This is a genomic window from Paenibacillus sp. BR2-3, from assembly GCF_046529485.1.
Taxonomy (GTDB): domain Bacteria; phylum Bacillota; class Bacilli; order Paenibacillales; family Paenibacillaceae; genus Paenibacillus_AQ.
On record NZ_CP126311.1, the window covers coordinates 2,736,613 to 2,750,619 of the forward strand.

A 14,007-nucleotide genomic window follows, 5' to 3' on the forward strand; every position below is an offset into this window, starting at 1 on the left:
TCTCCGGGCTATGATAATGGTAGCGCAATCACTGTTGAGGAGGTAATGATACGATGAAAAAACAGGGAATGGTAATCCCGCATGAGCACGGCGGATGGGCAATGATCAGCGGCGCTGATTCTATTGTTCAGCTTTTCACATTTTATGGGCAGCGTATTTTTTGTGAAATCGGTATTCCGGGAAAGAAAGAATCAAAGCTGGGTCAGGTATGCGCAATATATCATCTATTTCTGCTCCTTTTACCCTTTGTCGTGGGTCAACCGTGGATGGTTGTCGCGTTTGTATTTTCCGCTGGACGGACGTTTGTTTATGCGGGCAAAGTCATGCGGCCATGGAAAGTAGGGATCATTGAAATCGTGGGAGCTGTACAGTTCTTGCTTCTCTCCATTATGGTTATTCATTAGCATAAATAGGAGTTTCCCTAATAGGAACGATCCATGCCCCAATACATAATGAAGGTATAAGAATGTGCAACGATTTGATCCCCCAAATTATTGTCATTCTGCAAAAGGAGTGGTCATGTCCAATGAAACGGAAATTTGGACTTAAGTTCTTTAAACCGGCGGAGAGTTACTCGGATAACTGGTCGGTGCTTGAGGAGAAAAGCAGGGATTGGGAGGATATGTACCGTAATCGCTGGTCCCATGACAAGGTTGTGCGGACGACACACGGCGTAAACTGTACTGGCTCCTGCAGCTGGAAAGTATTTGTGAAGAACGGAATTATAACTTGGGAAAATCAACAGATCGATTATCCGTCCTGCGGTCCTGATATGCCGGAATTCGAACCCCGTGGTTGTCCGCGCGGCGCGTCATTTTCCTGGTATGAATATAGCCCGCTACGCGTTAAATACCCTTATATGCGCGGCCGGTTATGGCGTTTATGGAAGCAGGCTTTAAGCGAATTCGCTGATCCGGTTGCAGCTTGGGCCAGCATTGTAGAAGATCCGGAGAAAGCTAAATCCTATAAACAAGCACGAGGAAAAGGCGGGCATGTGCGGGTATCCTGGCAGGAAGCAACAGTCTTGATCGCCGCCCAGTTAATCTATACGATCCGTAAATATGGACCTGACAGGATCGCCGGATTTACACCCATTCCAGCTATGTCGATGATCAGTTACGCTTCAGGTGCGCGTTTTCTGACTCTTCTTGGCGGTCAGATGCTCAGCTTTTACGACTGGTATGCGGATCTTCCGCCGGCCTCTCCGCAAATATGGGGGGAGCAAACGGATGTGCCCGAGTCGAGTGACTGGTATAACGCCGGTTATATCATGATGTGGGGTTCGAATGTGCCGCTAACGCGTACACCGGATGCCCACTTTATGACGGAGGTTCGTTATAAGGGAACGAAGGTCGTCTCCATCGCGCCGGATTATGCGGAGAACGTAAAGTTCGCAGACAACTGGCTCGCGCCAAATCCCGGTACGGATGCAGCGATTGCCCAGGCGATGACGCATGTCATACTAAATGAATTCTACAAAGAGCGCCAGGAGCCGATGTTCCTGAACTATGCGAAACAATATACGGATATGCCTTTTCTAATCTTGCTGGATGAGCATGAGGGAGATTTAAAGGCGGGCCGCTTCCTGCGGGCAAGTGATCTGGGTGACACCTCGCCGAATGCGGAGTGGAAGCCTGTCATTCTTGATGAAATCACGGATCAGATTACGATTCCGAACGGAACGATCGGCCAGCGCTGGGAAAAGGATAAGAAATGGAATCTGATTCTGGAGCGTGAGGATGGTTCGCCGATCCAGCCGGCTCTTTCGGTTGAAGCACATGAAGCCGAGTGGCAGACTATTGTATTCCCGTTCTTTGATAACACGGCGAATGGCACATTTAAACGTCCTATTCCGGCTAAAAAGGTGCGTATGGCAGACGGGACCGATCGATTGGCAGTAACCGTGTACGATCTGATGTTGAGCCAGTATGGCGTACAGCGGGCGGGCAGTGATTTGGAAGCCAAGGGATATGATGACCAGAGCTCCTTTTATACACCGGCCTGGCAGGAAACAATTACGGGCGTAAAGTCATCCATTGTCGTTCAAATCGCCCGTGAATTTGCGCAGAATGCGCTGGATACCGGCGGACGCTCAATGATCATTATGGGAGCAGGGATCAACCACTGGTTTAACAGTGATACGATTTACCGTTCAATTCTGAACCTGGTTATTCTTACGGCTTCCCAAGGCGTTAACGGGGGCGGCTGGGCGCACTATGTGGGACAAGAGAAATGCCGTCCGATTGAAGGCTGGTCTACGGTGGCCTTCGCCAAGGACTGGCAGGGGCCGCCGCGTCAGCAGAATGCAACTTCTTTTTTCTACTTTGCTACAGACCAATGGAAGTATGAGGAAATGGGTGCTGACAGCTTGAAATCCCCTACGGGGGGGGATATCCGCTACAAACACCCGGCTGACTATAATGTGCTTGCTGCCCGTTTGGGGTGGCTGCCTTCCTATCCGCAGTTCAACAAGAACAGTCTCGTCTTTGCGGAGGAAGCTGCGTTAGAAGGAAAGACAACACCATCCGAAGTTGTACAACATGCGCTGGATCAGATCAAGTCAGGTAAAACCCGGTTTGCAGCCGAAGATCCGGATGCTCCGGAGAATTTCCCGCGTTCACTGTTTGTGTGGCGCTCCAATTTGATTTCCAGCTCAGCCAAAGGGCAGGAGTATTTCATGAAGCATTTGCTGGGTGCGGCGGATGGACTGCTGTCTACCCCTAATGAGGAAGATAAGCCGGAAGAAATGACATGGCGTGAGGATGTGGAAGGCAAGCTGGATTTGCTCGTTGCGCTTGATTTCCGTATGACTTCGACGCCGATGTATGCAGACATTGTCCTCCCGGCAGCAACATGGTACGAGAAGACGGATTTATCTTCAACCGATATGCACCCGTTTGTGCATCCGTTCAACCCGGCAATCGATCCCCTGTGGGAATCGCGTTCCGACTGGGACATCTACCGAAGTATTTCACAAACCTTTTCGGAGATGGCCAAAACGCATCTTCCAGGTGTCTATAAGGATCTGGTCAGTACGCCACTCGGCCACGATTCCGCGAGTGAGATCGCTCAGCCCTATGGTCAGGTAAAGGATTGGCGCAAGGGTGAAATTGAAGCTATACCGGGAAAAACCATGCCTAATTTAACCATTGTGGAACGTGATTATACGAAAATTTACGATAAATATGTAACCCTTGGACCTCTGCTCGCTACAGGCAAGGTGGGCGCCCACGGGGTCAGCTTCTCGGTGGCAGAGGAGTATGAGGAGTTAAAGAAAATCAACGGCACTTATTTCGATGAATCCATTAAAAACGGACTGCCAAAGCTTCACACAGCCCGGCAAGTAGCCGATGCCATTTTGAATATATCGTCGGCAACCAACGGAAAGGTGTCTCAGAAGGCCTGGGAATCGGCAGAACAGGACACGGGGGTTACCCTTAAAGACATTTCAGCTGACCGTGCCGCCGAACGTATTACGTTCCAGAGCATCACCGTTCAACCGCGTGAAGTGATTCCAACGCCTGTATTCAGCGGGTCCAATAAGATGGGCAGACGTTACTCACCTTTTACTACGAACATTGAACGTCTTGTGCCTTTCCGGACTTTAACCGGCAGACAGCATTTTTATATCGATCATGAGATCTTCCTGCAGTTTGGAGAAGCGCTGCCGGTTTACAAGCCGACGCTTCCACCTATGGTGTTCGGGCCGCGTGACAAACAAATTACCGGGGGCAAGGATTCGCTTGTTCTTCGTTATTTGACGCCGCACGGAAAGTGGAATATTCACAGTACGTATCAGGATAATCTCCATATGCTGACCCTGTTCCGCGGAGGTCCAACGGTCTGGATCAATAACGAGGATGCCGCCGCCAATGACATTGAGGATAATGACTGGCTGGAAGTCTACAACCGGAATGGTGTGGTTACGGCCCGTGCGGTTGTCAGTCATCGCATGCCCAAAGGAACGATGTTTATGTATCATGCGCAGGATAAGCATATTAACGTGCCGGGCTCCGAGATTACGAATGATCGCGGGGGCAGTCATAACGCTCCGACAAAAATACATGTCAAGCCCACCCAAATGGTAGGTGGTTATGCGCAGCTCAGCTATGGTTTTAACTATTATGGACCCATCGGAAACCAAAGGGATGTTTATGTTGCCGTCCGCAAAATGAAGGAGGTGAACTGGCTTGAAGATTAAAGCTCAAGTTGCCATGGTCATGAACCTGGATAAATGCATCGGCTGCCATACTTGCAGCGTAACTTGCAAAAGCACATGGACCAACCGCTCCGGTGCCGAGTATATGTGGTTCAATAACGTTGAAACCAAGCCGGGCATCGGATATCCGGTACGCTGGGAGGATCAGGAAAAGTACAAAGGCGGATGGACGCTCAAAAAGGGTAAGCTGGAACTCAAATCAGGCAGTAAATTATCCAAGATTGCGCTCGGCAAAATCTTTCACAATCCGGATATGCCTGAAATGAAGGACTACTATGAGCCTTGGACATATAACTATGAACACTTGACTACTTCCGGTGAGAAAAAACATCAGCCGGTAGCCCGTCCCAAGTCAGTCATCACCGGAGAACAGATGGATCTGAAATGGGGTCCTAACTGGGAGGATGATCTGGCCGGCGCACATGTAACAGGTCCAAAAGATCCCAATATCGAGAAGATTGAAGAAGAAATCATCTTTAATTTCGAACAGGCTTTTATGATGTATTTACCGCGTCTATGCGAGCACTGTTTAAATCCGAGCTGTGTGGCCTCATGCCCGTCAGGTGCGATGTACAAACGGGATGAGGACGGCATCGTATTAGTGGATCAGGAAGCTTGCCGCGGCTGGCGCTATTGCATGACAGGCTGTCCTTACAAGAAGGTTTATTTTAACTGGCAAACCAATAAAGCGGAGAAGTGCACCTTCTGCTTTCCGCGCATTGAGGCCGGACTTCCAACCGTTTGTTCCGAAACGTGTACTGGACGCATTCGTTACCTGGGTGTGCTTTTATACGATGCAGACAAAGTACTGGAAGCCGCATCAACACCGGATGAAAAAGATTTGTATCAGGCCCAGTGTGACTTGTTCCTCGATCCTCATGATCCTGCTGTTATCGAGCAAGCACGCAAGGACGGGTTATCGGAGGAGTGGATTGAATCCGCCCAGAACTCACCGGTCTACAAATTGGCTATCGAATATAAGCTGGCTTTCCCGCTTCATCCCGAGTATCGGACGCTGCCCATGGTATGGTATGTTCCGCCGCTCAGCCCGATTATGAATTACTTTGAAGGCAAGGATTCGATCGAGAATCCGGATATGATTTTCCCTGCGATTGAAGAGATGCGTTTGCCGGTCCAATATCTGGCCAATTTGCTGACGGCTGGCGATACGGTGACAGTTAAGGAAGCTCTGCAAAAGATGGCTATGATGCGTTCCTACATGCGGGCAAAGTCGTCAGGCAAACCTTTTGATGAAAGCCGTTTGAGCAGGGTAGGGCTGAGTGCGCATCAAACGGAGCAAATGTACCGCCTGCTGGCCATTGCCAAATATGAGGACCGTTTTGTCATTCCAACCTCTCACAAAGAGAATCATATGGATGTATACCGTGCGCAAGGCTCAGAAGGATTTGGACTGGATTGCAGCGGCTGCGGCCCTGTAAGTCCGACGGTGGGCAAGAGCGGTAAAGAGCTTTATGAAGAAAATTTCTATGGGGGAATCTGGCGTGATTAATCTCGGGAAGCTCTATGAACGTAAACGGGTATTCGGTTTTTTCGTTCAACACTTAACCTATCCGGACAAACTGGATTATCATCCCTCCGTTCTGGAAGAGCTGATGGATTCTTCGGACCCCGTGTATGTGGATGTAAAGAAATTTTGGGATCTGATGCATGAATTCAGCATGGAGGAAATCGAAGAGATGTATGTGCAGACCTTTGATTTTCAAAAAAAATCCACCCTCTATATGACCTATTACCGACTGGAGGAAGCGAAGGAACGCGGGCAAATGCTTGCCAATATCAAATCCGTATACCAGACTTACGGTCTTCATATGGCGGGTGAGGAGCTTTCCGATTATCTTCCGCTCATGTGCGAATTTCTGTATGCGGCGGAATGGAAGGGCGATCCGCGGGCGCAAGAGAGTCTGGGATTGATCCTGGCAGTCATGGAGGACGGCACGTACCATCTCCAGCAAGCGTTAAAGGAATTTAATAGTCCCTATTATTATGTGATTAAGGCACTTCGTGAAACGTTCAAAGCTTGTATAAGGCAGGAGGAATCTATCCATGAACATGGTTGATCAATTCCTGTGGGTGATCTTCCCCTATATTTGTATGGCTGTATTCGTCGTAGGTCACATCTATCGCTACCGGGTCGATCAGTTTAGCTGGACGGCCAAATCCAGTGAGTTCATCGAGAAAAAGCAATTGAAAATCGGGAGCATGATGTTCCATATTGGAGTTATGCCGGTTATAATGGGTCATATCGTCGGGCTCGGGGTTCCCAAGTCCTGGATGCATGCGCTGGGTATCTCGGACCCTATGTATCACTTTGGAGCGGTGTATATCGGGGGGATCTTTGGATTTCTTACCCTTGGAGGCATGATTATACTGACCTCACGCCGTTTTACGCATAAGGGGGTCCGCAGGCTAAGCTCCGTTTCGGATCGGCTGGTAAATGTATTGCTGTTATTCATCGTTCTCATGGGAATGTATAGTACACTTGTTACCAATAACGTTGAACCCGGCTTTGATTACCGTTCCACCATATCCGTATGGTTCCGGAACTTAATCATTCTGCGTCCGGATGCCGCATTTATGCAGCAGGTACCCGTACCTTTTAAAATTCATATTGTCTCGGGTTTCCTGATATTCGCCCTGTGGCCCTTCACCCGGCTTGTACATGTATGGAGTGTTCCATTGAACTATGTGGGCAGAAGTTATATTCTGTATAGAAAGCATCGTAAACATTGATGGCACAAGAGAAGGCGGACTGCCTTCTTTTCTGCATACAAGGGAGTTAAAGCTATGAATGATCAGCCCAGGTTTGATTACCAGAAAGAGATTGATGACCTTCGAAACCGGTTCGGACTGGACTTTGTTTCTGTTGCTCTGGTGCAGCCGGCTGAAGATCGGTTTGTCCTGACCTGGCAATTTGTCTCAGGCAATCTGAATAATCGGTATAAACGGATTGTGCTAAGCTCTGGCAAAGGGATTGCTGGCATTGTGTTCAAGACAGGCAAACCTCTTTTGATCAAAAATGTGAATGTGGATATTGGAGCCAGAGATTTGTTCAATTACCCCATTATTATGTCGGAGCGTCTTCAGAGTTTGGGGGCGATCCCGCTTTGGAGCTATGACCGGGTAATGGGCGTCCTCTTAATAGGATTTCGACATGTGAATGGATTAACTGAAGGCTTATTCAATACTTTTCAGAAGGAAATAGGCTCTGAGTTTGGATCTCTTTATGCAAAGGAGAGGGTAAAGGAATGATACCCATCACCGATGACGGGATGACCGGATTGTTAAGGAACATGTACCAGAACAGTATTGAAGCTATCTTTTTCATGGATAAGGATGGAAAGGTTCTGGCCATGAATCCGGCAGCGGAGAATATACTGGATATAGAAGTCATTGAAAAAATGAACAGAAATGAAGAGAACTCGATCTGTCAGTCCTGCGAAGGTTATACGAGCGAGCAGGAGGCCATAAGCTGCTGCAATTGTTATCTGGCAAGCCCGAAGGAAGACTTCTCTTCCTTCCAGGTCTATTTGAAGACGCGGGGGCAAGGGATTGTCCCTTATGCGGCAAGCTATCATATCATTGACGAAGAGTCGGGGACCCGTGTTTTTATGCTGCTGAATTTAACCAAGCAGTTTCAGACACAAGAAAAGCTGTATCAGACGAAGATGCTGAAATACATCATTAAAGCCCAGGAAGACGAGCGAAAACGGATCTCCCGGGAATTGCATGATAGTGTTGCCCAAGAACTGCTTAGTTCCCTGGTAGATTTGCGAGTTATTAAATATATGAATGTCAATGAAGATGTCCTAAGGAAGCTTCAGCATACCGAAATCTCAATAACAAGACTGCTCGATGATATACGCCATTTATCCGTTGAGCTGCGTCCCGCTTCACTAGATGATTTAGGTTTGGAGGCAGCCTTCCGCTCCCATTTCAAATGGATTGAGAAAAATTACGGCGTTTTGGTTGATTTTTCTGCCAAGCTGTCTGCAGCCCGTTATAGCAGTGAAATCGAAACCGTGGTATACCGGGTGTGTCAGGAGGCTGTTTTGAATGCGCTTAAATACGCAGATACAGATCAGGTTTTTGTAAAATTGTTTGAACTGGGCGGTTATTTGCAGCTTATTGTGCAGGATCACGGTATCGGCTTTATAGTGAATTCCAGCGAAGTCAAGGGGACAGGGCTGGGTCTGTACGGGATGCGGGAGCGGTCAGAGTTAGTCAATGGCCAGTTGATTTTGAACTCGGATATCGGGAAGGGAACGACGATTCAACTCTATATTCCGCTGGCTCAGGTTCGAATAGAGGAGGAAGCTCTTTAATGAAAATCGTTATCGTAGACGACCACGCCGTTGTTCGAAGCGGATTTTCAATGATTCTCAATTATCAGGGAGATATGGAAGTTGTGGCAACGGCTGCCGACGGGAGGGAGGCCTACCTGATGGTCGGAAAGCACCGGCCGGATATCCTCCTGATGGATTTAAGCATGCCTCCAGGGGAGAGCGGACTTGTGGCTACCGGGAAAATAAGCAGTGATTTTCCGGATACCAAAATCATTGTCCTAACGATGTATGATGATGAAGAGTATTTGTTTCATGTGCTCAAAAGCGGCGCTTCCGGGTATGTGCTGAAAAATGCGCCGGATGAGGAGCTGCTGTCGGCTATTCGCATGGTGTATAAAGGCGGAACCTACATTCACCCGCAAATGACGACGTCACTCGTCAGAGATTATATCAAAAAGGACCTGGAAACCAAGGAAAGTGATCCTTTTAAATTGTTATCAACGCGTGAGACTGAAATATTACCGCTGATCGCCAAGGGTTACGGGAATAAAGAAATTGCCGAAAAGCTCTTTGTTTCCGTAAAGACCGTTGAGGCACACAAAGCAAAAATAATGGAGAAACTCAACCTGAAGAGCCGTCCGGAACTCGTAGAATATGCGCTTAGAAAAAAGCTGTTTGACTTTTAAATGCTGATTAGGGATTCCCTCAAGGGTTTAAGGGGGAAATCCCTATTATTTTTTTTGGGTAATACATTTACAATAGAGATGGGGGATCATTAGCATTGCCATTCACTACACTTGGAAAAGGTGATATGGATGATCAGGAAGCTACAGTTACCGCTGCAAACGTTAAATTTAATTGTGGGCTTTATGGTATGGGTAATTATTTCAGCACTCCTTCCGTTTATTAAGGAGGATATACAAATTCCGGCTAATCGGCTGGCGATCTTAACGGCAATTCCTGTCGTCCTGGGCTCGGTTTTAAGAATACCGCTTGGGTACTATGCCAATATGCTCGGTGCGCGGGTTATTTTTTCAACCAGCTTTATCCTGCTGCTATTTCCGGTTTTCTATATCAGTGCGGCGTCCTCATATACGAGCCTGGTGATTGGCGGTTTGTTTCTGGGGATTGGAGGCGCGGTATTTTCCGTTGGCGTTACCTCTCTGCCCAAGTATTATCCCAAGGAAAAGCATGGCCTCGTAAATGGGATTTACGGAATAGGAAACATCGGAACAGCGATTACAACCTTTACCGCGCCGCTCATCGCGGCCCAAATCGGATGGTCGAAGACAGTGCGGCTGTACCTGGTACTGCTGCTGATCTTTGCAGTATTGAACATCCTATTCGGTGACCGGAAAGAAACAAAAGTTAGAACACCTATTGTTGAACAAATGAAAGCGGTTTATAAAAATGACAAGTTATGGTTTTTATCGATTTTTTATTTTATTACGTTCGGCTCATTTATTGCTTTTACGGTATATCTACCCAATTTCCTGGTCTCAAACTTTGGACTCGAAAAAGTAGATGCGGGTATGCGCACCGCCGGTTTTATTGCTGTAGCAACATTCCTGCGGCCGGTTGGCGGCTGGCTGGCGGATAAGTTCAAGCCCTTATTTTTACTAATGGGTGTCTTTATAGGTCTTACAGCGGCGGGTATTGTACTGGCGTTCTCACCGTCTATTGGATTGTATACAGTGGGCAGTTTAACCATAGCTGTCTGCGCAGGATTTGGAAACGGCATCATATTCAAACTGGTTCCGTTGTATTTAAATAAACAGGCGGGGATCGCCAATGGCATCGTCTCGATGATGGGCGGACTGGGCGGATTCTTCCCGCCGCTTATGCTGGCGCTTATTTTCTCCATTACAGGTCAGTATTCCATAGGATTTATGGCACTTTCACAAGTTTCGTTTGCAAGCTTTGTGCTTGTCGTTTGGCTCTATTACCATGAGAAATTAGCTCTTTCGTCTGAAGTCTTCCGGTCCACAGGTCAGGGGATTCTGGTGACGGATGCGAAGGGACGGATTCATGCAGTCAACCCGGCGTTTACCCAATTAACAGGCTACTCTGAGCAAGAGGTGATGGGCATGAATCCGAATGTACTTAAATCGGGCAAGCAAACGAAAGCCTTTTATGAAGCCATGTGGAATGAAATTAAGGAAAAGGGGAATTGGCAAGGGGAAATTTGGAACCGCAGAAAAAGCGGTGAAGAGTTCCTGGAGTTTCTGACAATCAATGTAGTGAGAGATGAGGCAGGAGAAGTGGTCCGATACGTGGGGACGTTCAGCGATATCACCGCTCATGACTTGAAGTCCATTCAACGATGATGGAAGCAGTAGAGCCAGTCTATATAAGATGAACTTAAAAAATGATATTAGGGTGAGGAGTAACGAAGGAGAGGTTTGGAACTGTAGGAGCGATAGCGACCGCCTTTGTCTCCGGATTTCAGCCGCGAACAGCGGTACAATTGAAGAAATCCGGAGACAACAGCGGCCGGAAGTCCAAACATTCTCCGTAGTTACGAACGACCCCTAAGTAGTAAACTCTTTAGTTCATCTTATATAGTACGCAGAAACCATTGGGAGAGGGAGAGTAGTTGTGGTAACAACACAGATTAGCGATCAATTGCAGCGCCCGATCCGGGATTTGCGTATTTCAGTAACAGACCGGTGTAATTTTCGCTGTCTTTATTGTATGCCCAAGGAAATTTACAAGCCGGATTATGCTTTTTTGCCGGAAAGCGAGCTATTGACTTTTGAGGAAATCAGACGGATGGCAGTGCTGTTTGCTTCGCTCGGTGTGAAGAAGATCCGGTTGACAGGGGGCGAGCCCTTAATGCGGAGAAATCTGGCAGAGCTCGTGAGAATGCTCGTCCATATTGAGGGAATTGAGGATATTGGTTTAACAACCAATGGAATGTTATTAAAGCAGCAGGCACAGGACTTGTATGACGCAGGCTTGCGCCGCTTGAATATCAGTCTGGATGCGCTTGATCCGCAAGTTTTAGCTGAAATCAATGGCCGCGGGATCAAACCACCGGTGATTCTGGCAAATTTGGAGTTCGCACGCAGCATTGGATTTCAGATCAAAGTAAATATGGTTGTGCGTAGAGGGATGAATGACAAAGAGATCCTGCCGATGGCCGCCTTTTTTAAAGATTATGGAATCACGCTTTGTTTCATAGAATTTATGGATGTCGGAAATGACAATGGATGGAATCTGGAGAGTGTTGTGACCAAACGGGAGATCTTTGAAATCCTTCGAGCTGAATATGACCTGGAACCCGTGGAGCAGAATTATTATGGGGAAGTGGCAAAAAGGTATCGGTACAAAGACAGCACATCCGAGGTTGGTTTTATCACGTCGGTGTCCGAATCCTTTTGTTCATCATGCACGCGTGCGCGGTTGTCCTCTGACGGGAAAATATTTACCTGTTTATTTGCATCGCAAGGATTTGATCTGCGCACCCTGGTTCGCAGCGGAGCCTCAGACAGCGAACTGCTTACTGCCATTCGTACAGTATGGGAGCAACGCTCAGATCGTTATTCAGATGAACGCACCTTCCAAACAGCGCACTCTTCCGGCAAAAAGATAGGGATGTCGTATATTGGGGGGTAATATTTAGGAAGGGTTTCCGCTGAAAGCAGCGGAGAGGACGGAACGATTGCGGAAAAGCGATAGCGTTCGCCCAAAAGCTTTCCGAAGGAAAGCTCTCTTCGAAAGCATATGCTGTGTCCGGATTTTTACCGTTAAGGTAAATCAAAAAAATCTGGACACAACGGCGATTGTAGCAACGATCCGTTCGCGGAGCGTCCACTAACGCACCTCCCTATATTCAACTCCAAAGCAAAGGGTGTCCCAGCAGCCATTTACATGGCTTGTGGGACACCCTTTTTGAAATTCATCAGTTGCTTGCCTCAGCCAGCTTCGCATCAATGGCAGCCGTCAAGCTCTCGTAGGAGCTGTCTTTCTGCAAAACGCCGTTAACCATGAACTGTGGAGTACCGTTAACACCGAATGAGCCTGCGATTTTGAAGTCTTCTTTCACATCGTACATAAAAGTTTGGTTCTTCAGGTCCGTTTTGAACTGGTCATAATCGATACCGTCGATGTTCTTCTTAACAAAATTCAGAATGTATTTCTCCGTGGCCCAAATTTTGCTCTCATCGCCCTGATTGGCGTACATCTTATGAACATACTCCCAGAACTTCTCGTTGCTTTGCTTGTATATGGCTTCACCAGCGCTTGCGGCAAGATAGGAGTCCCGGTCTATGAACGCGAAGTTCATGAAGAAAAATTCCACTTTACCGGTATCTACATACTCCTTGATGAAGCGATCCAAATACTGATCTGTCCACTTTTTACAGGCAGGGCATTTGAAATCGGCAAATTCAATTACTTTCACTGTAGCCGTGCTGATTCCGAGATGAGGCTGCTTCTCGTACTTCAGGCCATCCACGACAATTTTGCCTTCCACTTCGGTGTAGTTAGGCAAGCTATCCAGATCAGAGGCGCCGTTGTCTTTTCCTACACTAACGTATCCAACAACTCCTGCAAGAATCACAATTACTAACGCTAAAAGCATAGGCAAGGCATATCTGTTGTTCTTCATTTGTTCCCTCCTGCGCGAAATGAATTCTACTAAACCAAGATAGTATAATCATTTCGACCGCAGGTTTATATGCTTTTTGTAACATTGATCAAAATGGCTTACCCGTGCTGCATGTGCTGCTGCTGTGCCGATGAACGGATAACGGGGGGCACCTCGCGGATCGAAGAAATCGTCATAACCGCCTGCTGCATTTCACGCTGCAGTTCAATCAGATTGTACAGCCATTCGTTTTGCTGCTTCAGGTAGATGCTGTTAATGCCTGCGGTTACCGCAGGAAGCACATCCGTGCGCAAGGAATTACCGATCATCCAGGTACGTTTGCGGTCAAATTGATGACTGGCCAGAATTTCCTCAAGGGATTCCACGTTCTTATGCTTGCGGATAAAAATACGGTCGTCAAAGTAAGCATCCAGCTTCATTTGCTCGATTTTGCGCTTCTGGATGGTGTCGTCGCCACCGGTGTACAGGTACAGGTTATGACCCTCCTGTTTCAGCGTATCGAGTGTCTCAACCATTCCGGGATAAGCTTCAATCTCCTGGTCGTACACACTAAGCCCGAGCTTCATGAGCTGCTGCTCCTGAAAGGCTTCTGCGGGACGGCCAAATTTGGTACAGAAGAAGCGGTATGTCGCAATCAGAGATTTGGGGAAGTTGTCACTTGCTAAACCGCTGGCGCTGACCGTCTCCACATCAATTTCCACTTGCTTGCTGCGTAATTCCCCGGTGGTGGGACCGAAATCCTTGAACCAGTCGCTCATCATTTCGAAATACTGTCCCAGAATGAGGTCGAAATATTTGTTGCAGTGGACCAGGGTGTCGTCCAGGTCGAAGATTACTTGTTGAGTCAAATGTTTCATATCGCTCACTCCTCT

General features: G+C 47.6%; 12 protein-coding genes. 10 read left to right on the top strand and 2 right to left on the bottom strand.

Features of this window, described 5'->3' with window-relative positions; translation table 11 throughout:
- The first annotated feature begins 53 nt into the window (after positions 1 to 53).
- From PaeBR_RS13085 to moaA, 10 genes are all read left to right on the top strand, one after another.
- Positions 54 to 404, top strand: a complete 351-nt coding sequence (locus PaeBR_RS13085; protein ID WP_410511028.1) for a hypothetical protein — start codon at positions 54 to 56, stop codon at positions 402 to 404.
- Between the two features lie 122 nt (positions 405 to 526).
- A complete protein-coding gene (locus tag PaeBR_RS13090; RefSeq protein WP_410511029.1) occupies positions 527 to 4,201 on the top strand; it encodes a nitrate reductase subunit alpha in 3,675 nt (1,224 codons plus the stop codon).
- Positions 4,191 to 5,729 (top strand): nitrate reductase subunit beta, encoded by a 1,539-nt coding sequence (gene narH, locus PaeBR_RS13095; RefSeq protein WP_410511030.1) that lies wholly within the window; start codon positions 4,191 to 4,193, stop codon positions 5,727 to 5,729. The genes PaeBR_RS13090 and narH overlap by 11 nt, the downstream gene beginning before the upstream one ends.
- Positions 5,722 to 6,297, top strand: coding sequence for a nitrate reductase molybdenum cofactor assembly chaperone (gene narJ, locus PaeBR_RS13100; RefSeq protein WP_410515175.1), 576 nt, complete (start codon positions 5,722 to 5,724; stop codon positions 6,295 to 6,297). The genes narH and narJ overlap by 8 nt, the downstream gene beginning before the upstream one ends.
- A complete protein-coding gene (narI, locus tag PaeBR_RS13105; RefSeq protein ID WP_410511031.1) occupies positions 6,284 to 6,970 on the top strand; it encodes a respiratory nitrate reductase subunit gamma in 687 nt (228 codons plus the stop codon). The genes narJ and narI overlap by 14 nt, the downstream gene beginning before the upstream one ends.
- A gap of 54 nt (positions 6,971 to 7,024) precedes the next feature.
- Positions 7,025 to 7,489 (top strand): GAF domain-containing protein, encoded by a 465-nt coding sequence (locus PaeBR_RS13110; protein WP_410511032.1) that lies wholly within the window; start codon positions 7,025 to 7,027, stop codon positions 7,487 to 7,489.
- Positions 7,486 to 8,562, top strand: coding sequence for an ATP-binding protein (locus tag PaeBR_RS13115; RefSeq protein ID WP_410511033.1), 1,077 nt, complete (start codon positions 7,486 to 7,488; stop codon positions 8,560 to 8,562). Before PaeBR_RS13110 ends, PaeBR_RS13115 begins: the two co-directional genes overlap by 4 nt.
- The gene (locus PaeBR_RS13120) at positions 8,562 to 9,209 is read left to right on the top strand and encodes a response regulator (protein WP_410511034.1); all 648 of its coding nucleotides are present in this window, start codon (positions 8,562 to 8,564) and stop codon (positions 9,207 to 9,209) included. The genes PaeBR_RS13115 and PaeBR_RS13120 overlap by 1 nt, the downstream gene beginning before the upstream one ends.
- 129 nt (positions 9,210 to 9,338) lie before the next feature.
- Complete coding sequence (locus PaeBR_RS13125) at positions 9,339 to 10,850, top strand: MFS transporter (RefSeq protein WP_410511035.1); 1,512 nt, start codon at positions 9,339 to 9,341, stop codon at positions 10,848 to 10,850.
- 271 nt (positions 10,851 to 11,121) lie between these two features.
- A complete protein-coding gene (gene moaA / locus PaeBR_RS13130; protein ID WP_410511036.1) occupies positions 11,122 to 12,141 on the top strand; it encodes a GTP 3',8-cyclase MoaA in 1,020 nt (339 codons plus the stop codon).
- Positions 12,142 to 12,427: 286 nt separating this feature from the next.
- On the opposite strand, the gene PaeBR_RS13135 is transcribed toward moaA, so the two are convergent.
- On the bottom strand, positions 12,428 to 13,135 hold the full coding sequence (locus PaeBR_RS13135) for a DsbA family protein (RefSeq protein ID WP_410511037.1): 708 nt from the start codon (positions 13,133 to 13,135) through the stop codon (positions 12,428 to 12,430).
- A 98-nt stretch (positions 13,136 to 13,233) separates the two neighbouring features.
- A complete protein-coding gene (locus PaeBR_RS13140; protein WP_410511038.1) occupies positions 13,234 to 13,992 on the bottom strand; it encodes an HAD family hydrolase in 759 nt (252 codons plus the stop codon).
- Positions 13,993 to 14,007: the final 15 nt, after the last annotated feature.

Coding starts and splice junctions, on each gene's coding strand:
- PaeBR_RS13115 (WP_410511033.1), top strand. CDS start 7,486: ATGATACCCATCACCGATGACGGGATGACCGGATTGTTAAGGAACATG.
- PaeBR_RS13135 (WP_410511037.1), bottom strand. CDS start 13,135: ATGAAGAACAACAGATATGCCTTGCCTATGCTTTTAGCGTTAGTAATT.
- PaeBR_RS13085 (WP_410511028.1), top strand. CDS start 54: ATGAAAAAACAGGGAATGGTAATCCCGCATGAGCACGGCGGATGGGCA.
- PaeBR_RS13110 (WP_410511032.1), top strand. CDS start 7,025: ATGAATGATCAGCCCAGGTTTGATTACCAGAAAGAGATTGATGACCTT.
- PaeBR_RS13090 (WP_410511029.1), top strand. CDS start 527: ATGAAACGGAAATTTGGACTTAAGTTCTTTAAACCGGCGGAGAGTTAC.
- PaeBR_RS13140 (WP_410511038.1), bottom strand. CDS start 13,992: ATGAAACATTTGACTCAACAAGTAATCTTCGACCTGGACGACACCCTG.
- PaeBR_RS13125 (WP_410511035.1), top strand. CDS start 9,339: ATGATCAGGAAGCTACAGTTACCGCTGCAAACGTTAAATTTAATTGTG.
- PaeBR_RS13120 (WP_410511034.1), top strand. CDS start 8,562: ATGAAAATCGTTATCGTAGACGACCACGCCGTTGTTCGAAGCGGATTT.
- narI (WP_410511031.1), top strand. CDS start 6,284: ATGAACATGGTTGATCAATTCCTGTGGGTGATCTTCCCCTATATTTGT.